Genomic DNA, 18,588 nt, shown 5'->3' with positions numbered 1-18,588 from the left:
ACCACCGAGACTGCCTGATCGTGAGTCGGGACAGGCCTTGCCTTTCGACCCGCCTTCACCAGAGAGGCAAAAAGCAAGGTCTGACCCTCCGGGCTCAAAAAGCAAGGTCTGACCCTCCGGGCTCAAGCTCCGCGGTCATCCCAACCGATCCAGCTCGCGCGGATTTGGTCAGATGAGCCCGGCCGATATGGAGAGCCCCAGGGTTACTCAACATTCGGCGTCATGGCCCAGGGCAGCTTCCTGCGTACCCGCATCCACACCTGGACGATATCCAGGGTTGGAGAGCGGGGCGGCGGGCCGCGTGTGGCGCCGTGCGCCAGCGGCCGCCGCGCACCCCCACTCCCATGCACTCTATGGCACTAGTGGTGGTCAGGCGGCGCAGCCGCCCTTGGAGTTCTGTCAATAACTGTACGCTGTGCCGTCTACTTTTTTTGTAGGCGCTTATAGTTGGCATCACGCTCCGCCCGTTGCTGCTTAAAGTTGTGTTCTCGGCGAAGTGCATCTGCGGGGGCTAAAGCGAGGAGAAGAGATATAATTTGCGCTAGCGTGAGCGACACAAGCAAAACATATGACGCGCCGCGAAGGATTTGGCCGTGTCTTTCGAGCCACACGACTTCCCGTAAAAGGGGGGCCGATATTGTTGCTATAAGTGTAACTGCAACAATTGCCGTTGCGATGAAAATCGGCTTCAGAAGCCGTCGTATGCGTTCCCTATCTTTTTCTCTTATGAGATCCGACTGTTCTTTGTGTGCCCGACTAAGGACCTCAGGAAATATAATTGCCAGCCAGACCCCCATGACGCCGAAAATAATTGCGGCCGTGTTTCTTAAAGCCGAATATAACGGAATCTGTTCGGAAATCGGGACCTTGTGGCCTAGCATGGCCGCGGCCACTAATGCACCTACCGCTACGAGACCTATGCTTATTCTGATTGTGGATCGCATGATGCACGCCCTAAGAAAGTAGACCGAGAAACTCGCGCCTACGGCGGGTCAACACTGTTAGAAGTGATTCCGGATCCACGACTTCGTCATTCTGGCGCTTTACGTCTAGTTCGAATTGATCTCGTGCAAGGCTGTGGCCGAGCCAGCGTGGCTGGGTCTCGTTTCGCATGACAACCCCGACATCCGTCCACTTGCGATCCGCATTTTCTGCCTGCCAGGTGTCAATTATTTGGTCGAGTTCTCCTAGTGAGGGCCGAAAGCTCACTTCGTATCGGACATGGTGCTCATCCACGAGTTGGTGTGGCTCTGCGAGTCCAATGGACCCGAGAATCGATGTGAATAAGCTCCAGTCGTCGTTTATGTGAGGCTGAAGGGCATTTTTCTTTATGAGTTTTCGGATATCACCGTGTTGGTTTCGTATGTATTCTATCTCGCCACCTTTTCGGACGGGATTCGACTCGAATCGTGGCCGGAGATTCCTTGGGGCCTCACCGTCGTGCTCCGCATAACCTCGGAGCTCGTGGCTATCGCCGCTGGCGTCCTCCTCTAGGACTGCGTAGCTAGCGAACTTTGCCATGAACTCAGTGATGTATCGCGCTAGATTGGCCCGGCCGTTATGCCTTTGAGCAGTTGTGAATCTGACGGTGGCGTAGACTGAAAGCTCGGGAATGAACCAAAAATAGGTCGCGAAGCCCGGAATACCATGGTCAGGAAGGTCGGTGAATTCAACATCTGCTCGGCCGACTCGCTGTTGTGCATTCACGCTGGGCATGGTTCCGTCGACGCTCGGTACTTCATTCCATGTGACAAGAAGGAAGTCGCCCGTGGTGCGTTCGTGGTGGAGGTCGAAGCAGTAGGTCGGCTGGCCGTCGTCTGAATCATCGAGTGCGAAGGTGCAGGTAGCGCCCAATGGCTGGGGCATTACCCACTGATGCAGCTGTGAGAGCACGTCGTGTAAGTCCCCAAATTCCGGATCGTGACCCCCATGGGCGAAATAACCGCATTTGGCGACGTTGTAGAAGCGGATGGTGCTGTTTTCCGTCATCGTCCTTCGTCCTTGGATGATGGATTGTGGAATTGTCGGAGCGGGTGAAGCTTGGAACAACCCTTCATCGAGCCGACGTCCGGCGTGGGGCCCTGTTTTTGTCTACACTGTGTCTACAAAAAGAACAACGTTGGAAATGGGCCTCGTAAGCTATTGAATTATGGTGGGCCCGGCTGGACTCGAACCAGCGACCAAGGGATTATGAGTCCCCTGCTCTAACCAACTGAGCTACAGGCCCGTATTCGGGGAGGGTACAAACGACTGCGGCGCCATTCTACCCGGAAAGGGATAGATGGCGCCGCATCGGCAGGGCAGGGTCCGGCTGGTCGGCCGGGACGCCGGTTACTCGGCGTCGGTGTAGGTGCGCAGCAGTTCGGCGCGGGTCGGGTGACGCAGCTTGCGCAGGGCCTTGGCCTCGATCTGGCGGATGCGCTCGCGGGTGACGTCGAACTGCTTGCCGACCTCTTCCAGGGTGTGGTCGGTGTTCATGTCGATGCCGAAGCGCATGCGCAGGACCTTGGCCTCGCGCGGGGTCAGCGTGGAGAGGATCTCGCGGGTGGCCTCGGTGAGGCTTTCCTGCGCGGCGGAATCCGACGGCGAGGCGACCTTTTCGTCCTCGATGAAGTCGCCCAGGTGGGAGTCTTCGTCGTCGCCGATCGGGGTCTCCATGGAGATCGGTTCCTTGGAGATCTTGAGCACCTTGCGGATCTTGTCCTCGGGCATCTCCATGCGCTCGGCCAGCTCTTCCGGCGTGGCCTCGCGGCCCATCTCCTGCAGCATCTGGCGGGAGACGCGGTTGAGCTTGTTGATGGTCTCGATCATGTGCACCGGGATACGGATGGTCCGGGCCTGGTCCGCGATGGAGCGGGTGATGGCCTGGCGAATCCACCAGGTGGCGTAGGTCGAGAACTTGTAGCCGCGACGGTATTCGAACTTGTCCACCGCCTTCATCAGGCCGATGTTGCCTTCCTGGATCAGGTCGAGGAACTGCAGGCCGCGGTTGGTGTACTTCTTGGCGATGGAGATCACCAGGCGCAGGTTGGCCTCGACCATCTCCTTCTTGGCGCGGCGGGCCTTGGCCTCGCCGATGGACATGCGGCGGTTGATCTCCTTGATCTCGGAGATGTTCAGGCTGGCCTCGTGCTCGATCTCGGCGAGCTTTTTCTGCAGGCGCACGATCTCGTCCTCGTGCTCGGCGAGGGCGGTGGTGTACTTGCCCTTGGCCTTGCAGGCTTCCTTGATCCAGTCGAGGTTGGTCTCGTTCTTGGGGAAGCTGTCGATGAAGGTCTTGCGCGGCATCTGCGCCTGTTCCACGGCCAGCGCCATGATGCGGCGCTCGTGGCGGCGGATCTGGTCGATGCTGCCGTGCAGCTGGGTGGTCAGCTGGTCGACCATGCGCGGGACCAGCTTGAACTCCATGAAGTACTTGGCGGTGGCCTCGCGCGCGACGGCGTAGGCCTCGCGGTTGCCCTTCTCGAAGGCCTTGTGGGCCTTGGCGTGCAGCTTGCGCAGCTTCTCGAAGCGTTCGCGGGCCTCTTCCGGGTCCGGACCGGTGTCGACCGGTTCGGCGGCTTCTTCGTCTTCCTCGGCGTCCTCCACCTCGTCGACGATGGCATCCAGCTCGGCGCTGGCCTGCTGCTCGGCAGCCGCCGCGGCGGCTGCCTTCTGCTCGTCCTGGGCCTTCTGCGCCTGTTCCGGCGTCACCAGGCCGCGGGCCACGGCCTCGCCGTTGGCGTGGTCGTTCGGGTCGATGAAGGAGACCACCAGATCGGTCAGGCGACCGTTGTTTTCGACGATCTGGTCGTACTCGTGGATCAGTCGTTCGATCGCGCCCGGGTGGTGAGCCAGCGCGAACAGGACCTGCATCAGGCCTTCCTCGATGCGCTTGGCAATGCGGATCTCGCCCTCGCGGGTCAGCAGCTCGACCGTGCCCATCTCGCGCATGTACATGCGCACGGGGTCGGTGGTGCGACCGAAATCGGAATCGGCCGAGGCGAGCGCGGCCACGGCATCCTCGGCGTCCTCGTCGGCGGAGACGGAGCCGTCGGACAGCAGCAGGCTGTCGGCGTCCGGGGCCTGCTCGTGCACCGCGATGCCCATGTCGTTGATCATCGCGATGATGTCCTCGACCTGGTCGGAGTCGATGATCGAGTCGGGCAGGTGGTCGTTCACCTCGGTATACGTGAGGTATCCCTGCTCCTTGCCCTTGGCAATCAGTTCCTTGAGCTGGGATTGCTGCTCTTCACGATTCATTGCGGTCGTACTCCGAGGTGCTTGGTCGAGCCGCTACAGGACGGCTCTAGGAAATTGGGGCGCAGAAAAATCAATCCTGTATTGTAGCAGAAGATTCTTATATTGCCGGTGGCCTGACCGAGATTGCGGTGAAGGCCCTGCGCGCCGCGCCGTCAGGCGCCCTCCGGCTGTCTGAACAATGCGGGCAATTGCGTCCGCTTCAAGGCCCGGGCTGGCTATTGCGGCCGGTCGAATCGCTGCAGCTGCTCGGTAAGACGGGCGAGCTCGGCGCGTTGTTCCGTCCCCAGCTCGGTGCCGGGGCGAGTCAGTTCACGAATTCGCGAACGGTAGTGCTGGCGCAGGAGCTGGCGGGCGCAGTCCAGCGCCGTCTGCCGGGTGACGGCCACCTCGCCGTCGTCCAGGGCCTGTTGGGCCAGGGCCATCAGGCGCTGGAAGTGGCGTTCCTCGCGGAAGCGTTCCAGCAGCCCGGCGGTATGCCGTTCGGGATTTTCGTCCAGGGCGGCGAGGAGCTCGCGCAGGGTGGCCGCGGCCACGCCGGGCAGTTCGACGAGCTGGCGGATCTCCGGCTGCGACCAGTCGAGTTCCGGATGTTGCAGGACACGCGCCAGCAGGGCGCCCCACAGGGCCGGCGGGCTTTCGCCGCCGGGTGCCCGGCTGGCGGTGGGGTTGGCCGGGAGATCGCCCCCCGAACCCGAGGCCGTCGCGCGGGCGGGTTCGGGAGGCTGCTCGGACAGGACCTGTTCCAGACGTTCGTGGCTCAGATGGGTCTCCTCGGCGATGCGTTCGACCAGCTGGTCGCGGAACAGGGGATCGCGCGTGGTGGCGACCAGCTTCATCGCGGCATGGGCGAAGCGGGTGCGGCCTTCGGCGGTGTCGGTCGGGTGCTCCTCGCGCAGTAGCCGGACCAGCGTCTCGGACAGGGGCAGGGCACCGGCCAGCCGTTCTTCCCAGCCGGCGAGGCCGTCACGCAGCACCAGGCTGTCGGGGTCGTCCCCCTCGGGCAGAAACAACACGCGCACCTCGCGCAGGCCCTGGATCGCGGGCAGTGCCTCGGCCAGCGAGCGCCAGGCCGCGCGGCGCCCGGCGGCGTCGCCGTCGAAGCACAGGGTGATGCGCGAGACCTGGCGGAACAGGCTGTCCAGGTGGGCGCGGGTCAGGGCGGTGCCCATGCAGGCCACCGCTCGGCGAAAACCGGCGCGGGCCAGTCCGACCACGTCCATGTAGCCCTCGACCACCACGATGTCATCCAGCCGGGTGCCGGCCTTGCGGGCCTCGAACAGGCCGTAGATGGTCTGCCCCTTGTGGAAGACCTCGCTCTCCGGGCTGTTCAGGTACTTCGGCTCTCCGTCTTCGATCAGGCGCCCGCCGAAGCCGGTAATACGCCCGCGCCGGTCGCGGATCGGGAACATGATGCGCCCGCGGAAGCGCTCGCGGATGCCGCCGTCGTCGCGGCGCGCGGCCAGCCCGGCATCCACCAGTTGCTGCGGGGTGAAGCGGGGCTTGAGGGCCTCAAGCAGGCCCGAGGGCGGGGCCCAGCCGATCTGGTAGTCGCGGGCCGTGGTGCCGTCGATGCCACGGTTTTTCAGGTATTCGACTGCCTTCGGCGTCTGGCGCAGCTGCTGCACGTAGTAGTCGGCGGCCGCGTTGAGGGCCTCGTACAGCGGGGCGTGGGCCTCGCGTTTGTCGTCCCCTCCGGCCTCGCGCGGGACCTCCAGTCCGGCCTGTTCGGCCAGCTGCTCCACCGCCTCGGGGAAGCTCAGGTTCTCGTACTCCATCAGGAAGCTGATGGCCGTGCCGTGCGCCCCGCAGCCGAAGCAGTGGTAGAACTGCTTTTGCGGCGAGACATAGAACGACGGCGTCTTCTCGCCGTGGAACGGGCAGCAGGCGGCGAACTCGCGCCCGGCCTTCTTCAGGCTCACGCGGCGCTGGATCACCTCGACGATGTCGCTGCGTTCGAGGAGCTCGTCGATGAATGCCTGTGGGATGAGGCCTGCCATGGGGGTCTGCTGGGGTGCCTGAGCCGTGGGGGTATCCGGATGATACCGGCTGCCGCGGCTTGTGGGTCAGATGCGGTCGGAAACCACGCGTGCGAAGGCCCGAAAATCATCCAGATGCCGGGAGCAGACCGAGTGGGTGATGTCCCAGTTGATGCGTTCGTAGTTGTGCACGGCGATGTTGCGGAAGCCGACCGCCTTCTTGAGTCGCTCGGCCAGGGTTTGCTCGATCACGCCGCCTTCGACGAGGCGGTCGAACGTCTCGCCCATGGTGTTGGGCGGCGGGAGGTCGAGCGAGGTGACCAGGTGTGCCCCGATGTCTACGCATTGCTGCACGGCACGCGACAAGTTCAGGGCAATGATGTCCTGAGTGTCCGGGTCCCGGGCCAGTTCCTCGGCCGTGGCGGGGCAACGCTGGCTGACCCGGTTAACGCAGTACCGTAGGGTCTCGAGTTTCTGCTCGACTACGCGCGGGTCCACGCGTCTCTCCGCTCGGCCAGGATGCGATTACGGTAGGGCAGGAAATCGGCCTGCTCGATCAGGTGACGGGTCAGGTAGCGCGCGTGGGTCTCGTCGCTGCCAAGCACGCGGATGCCCCGAGTCATGATCTCGCCCAGCAGGGGTTCACCCGCCTGAGTCAGGTCCACGAGGTCCACCGGACGCCCGGTGGCCGCGGCCAGGGCATCGATCAGCTCGATGCGTGCCTGGGTATCCAGAGGCGATCCGGCGCTGACGGCGAGGTCGAGGTCGCTGTCGAACCGTGCGCCGCTGCGAGCCAGCGATCCGAACAGGATGGCCAGCTCCAGTTCCGGATGTTGTTCCAGCGTGCGCCGGATATCCGCAATTTCGGCTCTCGTTTCCATGGCCTCGAGTCTAGCAGGAGTATCGGCTTGCCCGACGGTTCTCCAAACGCCTCGGTTCCGCACTGAGACGGGCCAAAACAAAACGGGCCCCGTGAGGGGCCCGCGTCGTCGTGCCGCCGGGTGGCGGGTCAGGCGGCCTGGCGCAGGTTGGCCAGCAGGCCCCGGAGTTCGGAGGCCTTGGGCTTCACCAGCCAGAACGAGCCCTGGTAGTCGTCGAAACGTTCCAGGATCTCGCGGCCCCAGGCGCTGTCCGTCTCGTGCACGAACTCGGTGATGAGTTCCTCGAGATAGTTGCGGTGCGCCTCCATGTCCTCGGTGTCGAGGCGGTGCAGGTCGATCAGCTCGTTGTTGATGCGGTCCGGGAAGTCGTTCTCCCGGTCCAGCACGAACGCGAAGCCGCCGGTCATGCCCGCGCCGAAGTTGATGCCGGTGTTGCCCAGCACCACCATCACGCCGCCGGTCATGTACTCGCAGCCGTGGTCGCCGATGCCTTCCACCACGGCGATCGCGCCGGAGTTGCGCACCCCGAAGCGTTCGCCGCACTGGCCGGCGGCGAACAGCTTGCCGCCGGTCGCGCCATACAGGCAGGTGTTGCCCATGATGGTGGTGTCCTGGCTGGCGAAGCCCGAGCCTTCCGGCGGGCGGATCACCAGCTTGCCGCCGGTCATGCCCTTGCCGACGTAGTCGTTGGCATCGCCTTCCAGGTACAGGTGCAGGCCGCCGGCGTTCCAGACGCCGAAGCTCTGCCCGGCCGTGCCCTTCATACGCACGGTGATCGGGGCATCGGACATGCCCTGGTTGCCGTGGCGCTTGGCGATCTCGCCGGACAGGCGCGCGCCGATCGAGCGGTCGGTGTTGGCAACGTCGAAACGGTACTCGCCACCGGCCTTGTTCTCGATCGCCTCGAGCATCTCGGCGACCATCTTCTCGGCCAGCTCGCCCTTGTCGAACGGCTCGTTCTTCGGCTCCTTGCAGAAGCGTGGCTTGTCGGCGAGGTCGCCGCTGGCCAGCAGGCCGTTCAGGTCCAGGTGCTGCTGCTTCGGCGTCTCGCCCGGCAGGATCTCCAGCAGATCGGTACGGCCGATCAGATCCGTCAGGCTGCGCACGCCCAGCTTCGCCATCCACTCGCGGGTCTCGCGGGCGACAAACTGGAAGTAGTGCATGACCATCTCGGGCAGGCCGATGAAGTGGTTCATGCGCAGCACCTTGTCCTGCGTGGCGACACCCGTTGCGCAGTTGTTCAGGTGGCAGATCCGCAGGTACTTGCAGCCCAGCGCGACCATCGGGCCGGTGCCGAAGCCGAAGCTCTCCGCACCCAGGATCGCCGCCTTGATCACGTCGAGGCCGGTCTTCAGGCCGCCGTCGGTCTGCAGCCGCACCTTGTCGCGCAGGTCGTTGCCGCGCAGGGTCGCGTGGGTCTCGGTCAGGCCCAGCTCCCACGGGGTGCCGGCGTACTTCACCGAGGTCAGCGGGCTGGCGCCGGTGCCGCCGTCGTAACCGGAGATGGTGATCAGGTCGGCGTAGGCCTTGGCCACGCCGGCGGCGATCGTGCCAACCCCGGCCTCGGAGACCAGCTTCACCGAGACCAGCGCATCCGGATTGACCTGCTTGAGGTCGAAGATCAGCTGCGCCAGGTCCTCGATGGAGTAAATGTCGTGGTGCGGCGGCGGCGAGATCAGGGCCACGCCCGGATTCGAGTAGCGCAGCTCCGCGATCATCTTGTTGACCTTGTGGCCCGGCAGCTGGCCGCCCTCGCCGGGCTTCGCGCCCTGGGCAACCTTGATCTGCAGCACCTCGGCGTTGACCAGGTAGTGCGGGGTCACGCCGAAGCGGCCGGAGGCCACCTGCTTGATCTTGGACATGCGCTCGGTGCCGTAGCGGGAGACGGCCTCGCCGCCCTCGCCGGAGTTGGAGCGCCCGCCTAGGCGGTTCATCGCGGTGGCCAGGGCCTCGTGGGCCTCCGGCGACAGCGCGCCCAGGCTCATGCCAGCGGAGTCGAAGCGCGGCAGGATCTCGGCCTCGGGCTCGACCTCGTCCAGCGCGATCGGCTCGATGTCGTCGCGGACCTTCAGCAGGTCGCGCAGCACGGTCACCGGGCGTTCGTTCACCAGGTCTGCATATTCCTGGTACACGCCGTAGTCGCCGGACTGCACGGCGCGGTGCAGGGTCTGGATCACATCCGGGTTGTAGGCGTGGTACTCGCCACCGTGGACGTACTTCAGCAGGCCGCCCTGGCCGGCGCTCTTGCGCGGGTTCCAGGCGCGCCTGGACAGCGTCTCCAGGTCCGCCTCGATATCGGCGAAGCGGGTGCCCTTGATGCGGCTGGTGGTGCCGGTGAAGCAGGTGTCCACGACCTCGTCGGCCAGGCCGACGATCTCGAACAGCTGCGCGCCGCGGTAGCTGGCGATGGTGGAGATGCCCATCTTCGACAAGATCTTGAACAGGCCCTTGTTGATGCCGCGGCGGTAGTTCTGCGCCAGGGTCAGCGGGTCGGCGTTCGGGATCTCGCCGGATTCGCACATGCCGTGCAGCGCGGAGTAGGCCAGGTACGGGTAGATCGCGGTGGCCCCAAAGCCGAGCAGGACCGCGAAGTGGTGCGGGTCGCGCACGGTGGCGGTCTCGGCGACGATGTTCGCGTCGGTGCGCAGCTTGGCGCGGATCAGCGCGTGATGCACCGCGCCCACGGCCAGCGCGGCCGGGATCGGGCGGCGTTCCGGGTCGATGCCGCGGTCCGACAGCACCAGCACCACGGCACCGCCGCGCACGGCCTCGACTGCGTTTGCGGTCAGGGCCTTCACGGCGTCTTCCAGGGAGCCGGCATGGACGTCGTAGTTGAGGTCCATGCGCTCGACGCGGAAGGCGTCCTCGGTCTGGTTGCACAGTTCGCGGAACTTGGCCTCGGACAGCACCGGGGAGTCGGATACCAGGCGGTGGGCGTGGTCCGGGGTCTCCTCGAACAGGTTCTGCTCGCGGCCGAAGCAGGTCTCCAGCGACATCACGATGCTCTCGCGCAGCGGGTCGATCGCCGGGTTGGTGACCTGGGCGAACTGCTGGCGGAAGTAGTCGTACAGTGAGCGGGTGTGCTGCGACAGCACCGCGAACGGGGTGTCGTCGCCCATCGAGCCCACGGCCTCCTGACCGGCCTCGGCCAGCACGCGCAGGATCTGGTCGCGCTCCTCGAAGGTCACGTCGAACAGCTTTTCGTAGGTCTCCAGGCGCTCGGCCGGCATCGGCTCGCCGGAGAACAGCTGGTTGTCGTCCAGCTGGCTCTTCAGGTGTTTCTCGTGGGCGCGCAGCCACTGGCGGTAGGGCTGGCGCGTGCGGTTGATGCGGTCGACGTCCTCGGGATGGAGCAGCTCGCCGGATTCGGTATCCACGGCCAGCATCTGCCCGGGCTTCAGGCGGCCCTTGGCGACCACGTCCTCCGGGGCGTAGTCGTACACGCCGATCTCGGAGGCCAGGGTGATGTGGCGGTCCTTGGTGATCACATAGCGCGCCGGGCGCAGGCCGTTGCGGTCCAGGGTGCAGGCGGCGTAGCGGCCGTCGGTCAGCACGATCCCGGCCGGGCCGTCCCAGGGCTCCATGTGCATGGAGTTGTATTCGTAGAAGGCGCGCAGGTCGGAGTCCATGTGCGCGACGTTCTGCCACGCCGGCGGGACCAGCAGGCGCATCGCGCGGAACAGGTCCATGCCGCCGGCCAGGAGGACCTCCAGCATGTTGTCCAGGCTCTGCGAGTCGGAGCCTTCCAGGTTGACCAGCGGCTCCAGTTCGGCCAGTTCCGGCAGCTTCTCGGTGGCGAACTTGTGCTGGCGTGCGACCGCCCAGTTGCGGTTGCCCTGCACGGTGTTGATCTCGCCGTTGTGGGCGAGGAAGCGGAACGGCTGCGCCAGGCCCCACTGCGGGAAGGTGTTGGTGGAGAAGCGCTGGTGGAACACGCAGATCGCGGTCTCCAGCTCCGGGCGCTGCAGGTCGCGGTAGAACACCGGCAGGTTTTCCGGCATCACCAGGCCCTTGTAGGAGACCACGCGCGCGGACAGGCTCGGCACGTAGAATACCGGGTCGTCGCCCATCGCGATCTCGGCGCGGCGGCGTACCACAAACAGGGCGCGCTCGAAGTCATCGCCGTCCATGTCGGCCGGGGCGTTGATGAACACCTGCAGGATGTGCGGCTGGCTCTTCAGGGCCTCGGCACCACAGGCGTCTTCCGGGTTGACCGGGACCTCGCGCCAGCCGGCAAGCGTAAGCGGGCCGCGCTCGATCGCGTTCTCCACGGCGGCACGCGTCTCGGCGATCTTTTCCGGGTTGATGAACACGATACCGGCGGCGAAGCGCTCGGCCAGCTCGATGTTCGACTCCGAGGCCAGGGTGCGCAGGAAGGCCTCGGGGGCCGTCATCAGCAGCCCGCAACCATCGCCGGTCTTGCCGTCCGCGGCGATCGCGCCGCGGTGGGTCATGCGTTCCAGTGCCTTGATTGCCGTGTCCACCACCCAGTGGCTGGCGACGCCGTCCATGTGCGCAATGAGGCCGAAGCCGCAGTTGTCGCGCTCGAATTCGGGGCGGTAGAGGGTGCCGTTCAGTTGGTTCTGTCGCATCGGTGAACTCCGGTCGCAGCGCGCAGGGCCTTGCGCGGGCGCGGTACGTGGGTCAGGGCCGTCCCTGGGAACAAGAACACGAAAAAAGGCGCAGGAATATAGCGAACCGCCATTCTCCCGGCAAACCGGGCCCGGTCAAAAAGACACGACACCCGCGCAGGTTAAAGTCCGGCAGGGTAGTTCACCACGGAGCCACCAATCAGGTCGAAGGCGGTTCACAGGAAGATGGGAAGACTGGAAGGTACTGACTGGAATGTTTTTGGTCGGAATCGTCTTTTCCTTCCCGTCTTCCCATCTTCCTGTTAATGCTTTTCAGGTTCTCTTTGGGCACCTTGTGGTGGGTGCAGCTTAATCCCGGACGGCGTTCTGGACCGAGCCGATGGAGCGGATCCAGGGCTCGTCGTTGCGCACTGCGGCCGGCAGGTCCTCGGCGGCGCGCTGGGCGGCCGCCCGGTCGGAGAAGACTCCGGCCAGGATGACCACGAAGTCGCGGTTGTTGACCCGGGTCGGGATGTAGCGGATGGCACCCAGATCGTGCTGGTCCGCGTATGCGCGTGCGGCCTCCATGTTCGGCGCGGCCAGCAGCTGGATGGTCGTGGCGCTGCCGTCCTGGTTGTTCAGCCAGTCGCGGTCACTGGCCAGACGCGCGGCGTCGGCGTCGTCCACGGCCGGTGCTTCGGCGGCGGGTTCCGGCTCGGGTTCCGGTTCCGGCTCTGGCGCCGGTTCCGGTGCGGGCTCGGGGGTTGGCTCCGGCTCGGGTGCTGGCTCCGGCTCCGGAGCGGGTTCTGCGTCACCGGCTTCTGCGGTGGGTTCAGGTTCGGGTTCGGGTGCTTCTGCGGCCGGTTCCGGGGAGTCGGTCCCGGGCGCGGACGGTTCGGCCGCGGCCGGCGGGGGCAGATCCAGCGGGTCGGCCACGGCGATCTCGTCATCGTGCGCGGGCGCCGGCTCGGGCCTGGGTTCGGGCTCGGCCTCGGTGACGCGCGGTTCGGGCAGGGGTAGCTCGATGATCTCGCTGTCGGCGGGCGCGGGCTCGCCCTCCAGCAGTTGCCAGGCGACCGGTGCGGCGATCCCCAGTGCCACGGTGATGGCGACGGCGGGTACGAACCAGCGCTGGTTCCAGAACGCGGCGTTTTCCGGTGCCGGGGGCTCGGGGATACGGTCGTCGGCCGCAATGCTGCCCGGCTCGCTCGCGGAGCTCTCCGGGGCGGGAGGCTCGGCGGTGGAGGTGGACAGGGCTTCGGCCGCGGGCGTGAAGTCCTCGTCGTCGCGGCCCGCCCGGAGGCTCGGTTCCGGGTCCGGGGCGGGCTCGGGGGTCGGCTCGGGCTCCCTGCGAGCGGCGTGAAAGGCCGGTTCTTCTGTGTCCGGTTCCGGGTCGGGGGTATCGACCTCGGCGGCGTCCCCTGCGGCCACGCCGGGCGCGGCGCTGCCGGTGGTCGCCGCGGCGCTGGCCCGGCGCTCGCTGCGGCACTGGCGTTCGAGGAAGCTGTTGGCCTCGCGGTTGAGGTTGCCCGGCAGGCCCTGGCTGGTGGTCTGCAGGTGGGCAATGGCGTCCGCGTCCAGCAGGCGGTCGGGGTCGGTCAGGCCCGCCGCCTGCAGGCGGTGGCGCAGGTAGGCCGCGGTCTGTTCCAGGTTGAAGGCGCGCAGGCTGACCCGGGTGACCTGATCCTCGTCGGAGGGGTCGGGCAGGTACAGGCGGCGGCGCAGCAGGCCGCCGGACCCCACCAGGATGATGCGCGGGGCGCGGCCGTGCTTGGCGAGGACCTCGCTGCGCATGCGCATCAGATTGTTGACGATGTCGGTGCCCACCAGATGGGCGTCGTCCATGGCAATGACCGGGTCGACGCCGTCGTCGACGCGGTCGGCCAGCAGTTCGGTCAGGGGGCGGTCGGGGTCGTCCGCGTTCTGCGAGCGCAGGTAGTTGCGAATGGTGTTGTCCACCGATTCGAACTGGGTATTGATCCGCGCGCGGAAGGCAATCAGCTCGAACGGGTCGGGCAGCATGGCCAGCAGCCGCATCAGCTGCAGGCTGCGTCCGGAGCCGTTCTCCCCGGTCATCAGGACGACCGCCCCGGGGCCGTTCAGGGCAGCCCGTGCCGATTCCAGCTGGCCGTCCAGCAGCGGATCGCTGTAGATGAAGGTCTCGTCGGGGGCGTCGTCAAACGGCGGCGCGTGCAGGCCGAGTTGTTCCAGGCATTGTTCGGAAAGCGCCATCGGATTCGGTCTCAGGTCAGCGTGCCCAGGTCGAACAGGCGGTGGTGTTCGCGGATGGCGTGGCGGTCGGTCATGCCGGCGATGTAGTCGGCGATGGCGCGTTGCAGGGCGTGCGGATCATGCGCGGCGATTGCGTCCGCGTGGCGCTGGTAGTTCTCGGGCATCAGGCGGGGCTCGGACTCGAACGCGGCGAACAGATCGTGGATCAGTTGACGTGCCTTGTGCATGACCCCGTGGACCTGATGGTGATGGTAGAGGTTCTCGCGCAGGAAGCCCTTGAGTTCACGCGCCTGCTCGGCCACCTCCGGGCTGAAGCGGATCAGGGCCTCCCCGGCGCGGCGGACGTCATCGGCGGACTGCGGGCGGTGGCGGTCGATGGCCGCCTGGCTGCTCCCGATCAGGTCGCTGACCAGGGTGTCGATCATGCGGCGCACGGTCTCGTGCTGGGTTCGCCGTGGATCCAGATCCGGATAGCGGGCCTGGACCTTCTCGCGGCAGTCGCGGAACAGGGTGACCTCGGCGAGGCGGTCCATGGTGAGCAGACCCGAGCGAAGGCCGTCGTCGACGTCGTGATTGTTGTAGGCGATCTCGTCGGCCACGTTGGCGAGCTGGGCCTCCAGGCTCGGCTGTTCCTTCTGCAGGAAGCGCACCCCGACCTCGCCCAGCTGGCGGGCCTTTTCGGGCGAGCAGTGCTTGAGGATGCCCTCGCGCGTCTCGAAGGTCAGGTTGAGGCCGTCGAACTCGGCGTAGTGGCGCTCCAGCAGATCGACGATGCGCAGGGACTGCAGGTTGTGCTCGAAGCCGCCGTGCTCGCGCATGCAGGCATTCAGGGCGTGCTGCCCGGCGTGCCCGAACGGCGTGTGGCCGAGGTCATGCGCCAGGGCGATGGCTTCGACCAGGTCCTCGTTGAGTTGCAGGGCGCGCGCGATCGAGCGCCCGATCTGCGCGACCTCCAGCGAGTGGGTCAGACGGTTGCGGAACAGGTCGCCCTCGTGGCTGATGAAGACCTGGGTCTTGTACTCCAGGCGGCGAAAGGCGCTGGAGTGCACGATGCGATCGCGATCGCGCTGGAAGTCGCTGCGGTGGCGGGGGGCGGGCTCCGCCTGGGCGCGCCCGCGCGAGTGCGCGGGATCGCAGGCCCAGGGTGCCAGTCCCAGTGTGAGGCTGCCGGGCGTGGTCATGGCCTCAGGCGACACGGGCATGCTCGCGCAGGGTATGGTCCAGGGCCGCCGGATCGAATGCGTCGGTCAGCACGGCCTCGCCAATGCCGCGCAGCAGGACCAGCCGCAGGCGGCCACTGGCGACCTTCTTGTCGATGGCCATCAATTCGCGGAAGCGCTCCGGGGTGACCTCGGCCGGGGGCTCCAGGGCCAGGCCGGCGCGTCGGATCAGGGCCTCCGCGCGTTCGCGGCCGGCGCGGTCCAGCCAGCCCATGCGCTCCGACATGCGTGCGGCCATGGCCATGCCGGTGCCGACGGCCTCCCCGTGCAGCCAGGCGCCATAGCCCATGCCGGCCTCGATCGCGTGGCCGAAGGTATGGCCCAGGTTCAGCAGGGCGCGGATGCCGCCCTCGCGCTCGTCGGCGGCGACGATCTCGGCCTTGCAGGCGCAGGAACGGCGAATGGCGTGGGCCAGCGCCTCCGGATCCAGCGCGCCGAGGGCGTCGATGTGCTCCTCCAGCCAGGCGAAGAAGTCGGCGTCGCGGATCAGGCCGTACTTGATGACCTCGGCCAGGCCGGCCTGCAGCTCGCGCCGGGGCAGGGTCTTCAGGGTGTCGGTGTCGATCACGACCGCGCGCGGCTGGTGGAAGGCGCCGATCATGTTCTTGCCCAGCGGGTGGTTGACCCCGGTCTTGCCGCCCACGGAGGAATCGACCTGGGCGAGCAGGGTGGTCGGCACCTGCACAAAGTCGATGCCGCGCTGATAGATGGCGGCGGCAAACCCGGCGATGTCGCCGACCACGCCGCCGCCGAGGGCGACAATCCGGCTGCCCCGGTCCAGGCGAGCCTCCAGCAGCCGGGTCAGGATGCTTTCCACCGTGGCCAGCGTCTTGTGCTGTTCGCCGTCGGGCAGTTCGATCCACAACGGCTCGCCGTCAAGGTCGCAGGCCGCGAGGCTGCGTCGCAGGGCGTCGCCGTACAGGGGGGCCACGGTGGTGTTGGTCACCACCGCGACGCGCCGGCCCGCCAGCGCCGGGCGCAGGTGTTCCGGGGCGGCCAGCATGCCCGGCCCGATGTGGATCGGGTAGGCGCGCTCGCCCAGTTCGACATTGAGGCTTTCCATGTGCGCCATCATAGCGTGCGGGCCGATGATGGCGTAAGCCGGGCATGTGCCGTGCTGCGGATCGCTTCACGGACTTTTGCAATTGGTGCGGGTTGGATTACCATAGGGAGTTCTGCATGGTCGCCCGGAGTGTTGGCGGCCGGTTTTGTTGTTTTTGATCGAAAAGATCCAGCATCCGTTTCGGAGATTGTATGCCGCACGTACGAGTTCGTGAGAATGAGCCCTTCGAGGTCGCCCTGCGCCGTTTCAAGCGCACCTGCGAGAAGGCCGGCGTGGTCGCGGAAGTCCGCCGCCGCGAGTACTACGAAAAGCCGACCACCGAACGCAAGCGCAAGGCCGCGGCCGCGGTGAAGCGCCAGTTGAAGAAGAACTCCCGCGACATGACCCGCCGGGTGCGCCTGTACTGAACCCCTGTCCGGGTAGCTGCCCGGACCCGAGGACCCGACCATGTCGCTCAAGGCCCGGTTGCAGGATGACGTGAAGCAGGCCATGCGGGCCCGGGAGAAGGACCGCCTGGCGGCATTGCGCATGATTCAGGCCGAGGTGTCGCAGTTCGAGGTCGACGAGCGGCGCGAGGCCGACGACGACACCGTTCTGGCAATCCTCAATCGCATGCTCAAGCAGCGGCGCGACTCCATCGATCAGTACCAGAAGGGTGGTCGCGAGGATCTCGCCGCGCGCGAGGCCGCGGAGATCGCCATCATCGAGGAATACATGCCGGAGCCGCTGGATGCGGCGGCCCTCGATCAGCTGGTGCAGGAGGCGATCGCCGAGACCGGCGCCGCGGCCCCCGGCGACATGGGCAAGGTGATGGGCGTACTCAAGCCCCGGGTCTTCGGTCGTGCCGACATGGGTGTGGTGAGCCAGAAGGTCCGGTCCGCACTGGGGCATTCTTGACCGTTACGCTCGTTTGAGCGAAACGAACCATTCCTGAACGCATGAACGGTTGAACCCCGTGGCGTCATGCCGCCGGTTCCCGTCGGAGCGAGTGATCCATGGCTTCCAATCCGATGCAGTTCCTGGACCTGCCGCGCCAGGACCCCCAGAAGACCCCCGCCGAGATCCGGATCCACGAGTTCGGCGAGATCATTGGTCAGTTCGACCCGGCGACCGCGGGGCAGCAGGCGGGCCGCTGTCTGGCTTGCGGCAATCCCTATTGCGAATGGAAATGCCCGGTCCACAACTTCATCCCGAACTGGCTGAAACTGGTGGAAGAGGGCAACCTGTTTGCCGCGGCCGAGCTCTCGCACAAGACCAACTCCCTGCCCGAGGTCTGCGGCCGCGTGTGCCCGCAGGACCGTCTTTGCGAGGGCGCCTGCACCCTGAATGACGGCTTCGGCGCGGTCACTATCGGCTCGGTCGAGAAGTACATCACAGACGAGGCATTGAAGGCCGGCTGGCGCCCGGATCTCTCCGACGTCACCGCGACCGGCAAGCGGGTCGCGGTGATTGGCGCCGGCCCCGCGGGGCTGGGCTGCGCCGATATCCTGGCCCGTAACGGCGTGCAGGCGGTGGTGTTCGATCGCTATCCGGAAATCGGTGGCCTGCTGACCTTCGGCATCCCGCCGTTCAAGCTGGAAAAGCACGTCATCCGCACCCGCCGTGAGATCCTCGAGGGCATGGGGGTCGAGTTCCGGCTGAATACCGAGATCGGCCGCGACATCGCGATGGACGCCCTGCTGGAGGAATACGATGCCGTGTTCCTCGGCATGGGCACCTACACGGCGATGCAGGGCGGCTTTCCTGGCGAGGACCTGCCGGGCGTGTATCCGGCCCTGCCGTTCCTGATCTCCAACATCCGCCAGGTGATGAACTGGCCGCAGGAAGAGGGCGGCGAGTTCATCGACATGGCCGGGCAGCGCGTGGTCGTGCTGGGCGGCGGCGATACCGCGATGGACTGCAACCGCACCTCGATTCGCCAGGGCGCCGCCTCGGTGACCTGCGCCTACCGGCGCGACGAAGAGAACATGCCCGGCTCGCGCAAGGAAGTGGTGCATGCGCGCGAAGAGGGTGTGCACTTCGAATTCAACGTGCAGCCGGTGGAGATCGTCGGCGACGGCAAGGTAGAGGGCGTGAAGGTCGTGCGCACCCAGATGGGTGCCCCGGACGAACGCGGCCGCCGCCGTCCCGAACCGGTCCCCGGCTCGGAGCACGTGATCCCGGCCGACCGGGTGCTGATCGCCTTCGGCTTTCGTCCGTCGCCCTCGGACTGGTTTGCCGACTACAAGATCGGTATCGACGAGGGCGGGCGCGTGCAGACCGCGGGCGAGCATGCCTTCCAGACCGGCAACCCGAAGGTGTTTGCCGGCGGCGACATGGTGCGCGGCTCCGACCTGGTGGTCACCGCCGTCTTCGAGGGCCGCGAGGCCGCCGAAGGCATCCTCGAATACCTCGGCGTCTGAG

The 18,588-nt window shown here is 66.3% G+C and carries 12 protein-coding genes and 1 tRNA gene; 3 read left to right on the top strand and 10 right to left on the bottom strand.

Translation table 11 applies throughout. The annotated features are described in order from the left end of the window. Positions 1-954: 954 nt before the first annotated feature. The 10 genes from F793_RS13970 to aroB all read right to left on the bottom strand — a co-directional run bounded on the left by F793_RS13970 (position 955) and on the right by aroB (position 16,197). The gene (locus tag F793_RS13970) at positions 955-1,989 is read right to left on the bottom strand and encodes a hypothetical protein (protein WP_155985263.1); all 1,035 of its coding nucleotides are present in this window, start codon (positions 1,987-1,989) and stop codon (positions 955-957) included. A gap of 161 nt (positions 1,990-2,150) precedes the next feature. Further along, a tRNA-Ile gene (locus F793_RS0103845) sits at positions 2,151-2,227 on the bottom strand. 104 nt (positions 2,228-2,331) lie between these two features. Continuing rightward, entirely contained in the window at positions 2,332-4,242 is a 1,911-nt protein-coding gene (gene rpoD / locus F793_RS0103840; RefSeq protein WP_018865574.1) for an RNA polymerase sigma factor RpoD, read from the bottom strand. Positions 4,243-4,457: 215 nt separating this feature from the next. Continuing rightward, complete coding sequence (dnaG, locus tag F793_RS0103835; protein ID WP_018882442.1) at positions 4,458-6,239, bottom strand: DNA primase; 1,782 nt, start codon at positions 6,237-6,239, stop codon at positions 4,458-4,460. A gap of 66 nt (positions 6,240-6,305) precedes the next feature. Beyond that, entirely contained in the window at positions 6,306-6,716 is a 411-nt protein-coding gene (locus F793_RS0103830) for a DUF86 domain-containing protein (RefSeq protein ID WP_018865576.1), read from the bottom strand. Further along, a complete protein-coding gene (locus F793_RS0103825) occupies positions 6,701-7,099 on the bottom strand; it encodes a nucleotidyltransferase family protein (protein ID WP_018865577.1) in 399 nt (132 codons plus the stop codon). The genes F793_RS0103830 and F793_RS0103825 overlap by 16 nt, the downstream gene beginning before the upstream one ends. 128 nt (positions 7,100-7,227) lie before the next feature. Continuing rightward, entirely contained in the window at positions 7,228-11,691 is a 4,464-nt protein-coding gene (gene gltB / locus F793_RS0103820; protein ID WP_018882441.1) for a glutamate synthase large subunit, read from the bottom strand. 348 nt (positions 11,692-12,039) lie between these two features. Then, on the bottom strand, positions 12,040-13,902 hold the full coding sequence (locus F793_RS0103815) for an SPOR domain-containing protein (RefSeq protein WP_026280795.1): 1,863 nt from the start codon (positions 13,900-13,902) through the stop codon (positions 12,040-12,042). Between the two features lie 11 nt (positions 13,903-13,913). Next, entirely contained in the window at positions 13,914-15,083 is a 1,170-nt protein-coding gene (locus F793_RS0103810; RefSeq protein WP_018876529.1) for a deoxyguanosinetriphosphate triphosphohydrolase, read from the bottom strand. A gap of 4 nt (positions 15,084-15,087) precedes the next feature. Further along, positions 15,088-16,197 (bottom strand): 3-dehydroquinate synthase, encoded by a 1,110-nt coding sequence (gene aroB, locus F793_RS0103805; protein ID WP_018881420.1) that lies wholly within the window; start codon positions 16,195-16,197, stop codon positions 15,088-15,090. A gap of 179 nt (positions 16,198-16,376) precedes the next feature. Here aroB and rpsU point away from each other — a divergent pair, with 179 nt between their 5' ends. The 3 genes from rpsU (at position 16,377) to F793_RS0103790 (ending at position 18,587) form a co-directional block, all read left to right on the top strand. Further along, positions 16,377-16,592: a 30S ribosomal protein S21 gene (rpsU, locus tag F793_RS0103800; protein WP_012981683.1), complete on the top strand. Its 216-nt coding sequence runs from the start codon at positions 16,377-16,379 to the stop codon at positions 16,590-16,592. Between the two features lie 40 nt (positions 16,593-16,632). Continuing rightward, positions 16,633-17,082: a GatB/YqeY domain-containing protein gene (locus tag F793_RS0103795; protein WP_018865581.1), complete on the top strand. Its 450-nt coding sequence runs from the start codon at positions 16,633-16,635 to the stop codon at positions 17,080-17,082. A gap of 98 nt (positions 17,083-17,180) precedes the next feature. Further along, positions 17,181-18,587, top strand: coding sequence for an FAD-dependent oxidoreductase (locus tag F793_RS0103790; protein ID WP_018865582.1), 1,407 nt, complete (start codon positions 17,181-17,183; stop codon positions 18,585-18,587). The last annotated feature ends 1 nt before the right edge of the window (position 18,588 follow it).

This window comes from Thioalkalivibrio sp. ALE22 (genome assembly GCF_000381445.1).
Lineage (GTDB): Bacteria > Pseudomonadota > Gammaproteobacteria > Ectothiorhodospirales > Ectothiorhodospiraceae > Thioalkalivibrio.
The sequence above is the reverse complement of the archived record's forward strand: the minus strand, read 5'-3'. Positions and strand labels throughout refer to the sequence as shown.

What these genes read in the sequence shown, in the direction of transcription:
- rpoD (WP_018865574.1), bottom strand. Translation starts at nt 4,242, where the DNA reads ATGAATCGTGAAGAGCAGCAATCCCAGCTCAAGGAACTGATTGCCAAG.
- dnaG (WP_018882442.1), bottom strand. Translation starts at nt 6,239, where the DNA reads ATGGCAGGCCTCATCCCACAGGCATTCATCGACGAGCTCCTCGAACGC.
- aroB (WP_018881420.1), bottom strand. Translation starts at nt 16,197, where the DNA reads ATGATGGCGCACATGGAAAGCCTCAATGTCGAACTGGGCGAGCGCGCC.
- F793_RS0103810 (WP_018876529.1), bottom strand. Translation starts at nt 15,083, where the DNA reads ATGACCACGCCCGGCAGCCTCACACTGGGACTGGCACCCTGGGCCTGC.
- F793_RS0103825 (WP_018865577.1), bottom strand. Translation starts at nt 7,099, where the DNA reads ATGGAAACGAGAGCCGAAATTGCGGATATCCGGCGCACGCTGGAACAA.
- F793_RS13970 (WP_155985263.1), bottom strand. Translation starts at nt 1,989, where the DNA reads ATGACGGAAAACAGCACCATCCGCTTCTACAACGTCGCCAAATGCGGT.
- F793_RS0103790 (WP_018865582.1), top strand. Translation starts at nt 17,181, where the DNA reads ATGGCTTCCAATCCGATGCAGTTCCTGGACCTGCCGCGCCAGGACCCC.
- F793_RS0103815 (WP_026280795.1), bottom strand. Translation starts at nt 13,902, where the DNA reads ATGGCGCTTTCCGAACAATGCCTGGAACAACTCGGCCTGCACGCGCCG.
- gltB (WP_018882441.1), bottom strand. Translation starts at nt 11,691, where the DNA reads ATGCGACAGAACCAACTGAACGGCACCCTCTACCGCCCCGAATTCGAG.
- rpsU (WP_012981683.1), top strand. Translation starts at nt 16,377, where the DNA reads ATGCCGCACGTACGAGTTCGTGAGAATGAGCCCTTCGAGGTCGCCCTG.
- F793_RS0103795 (WP_018865581.1), top strand. Translation starts at nt 16,633, where the DNA reads ATGTCGCTCAAGGCCCGGTTGCAGGATGACGTGAAGCAGGCCATGCGG.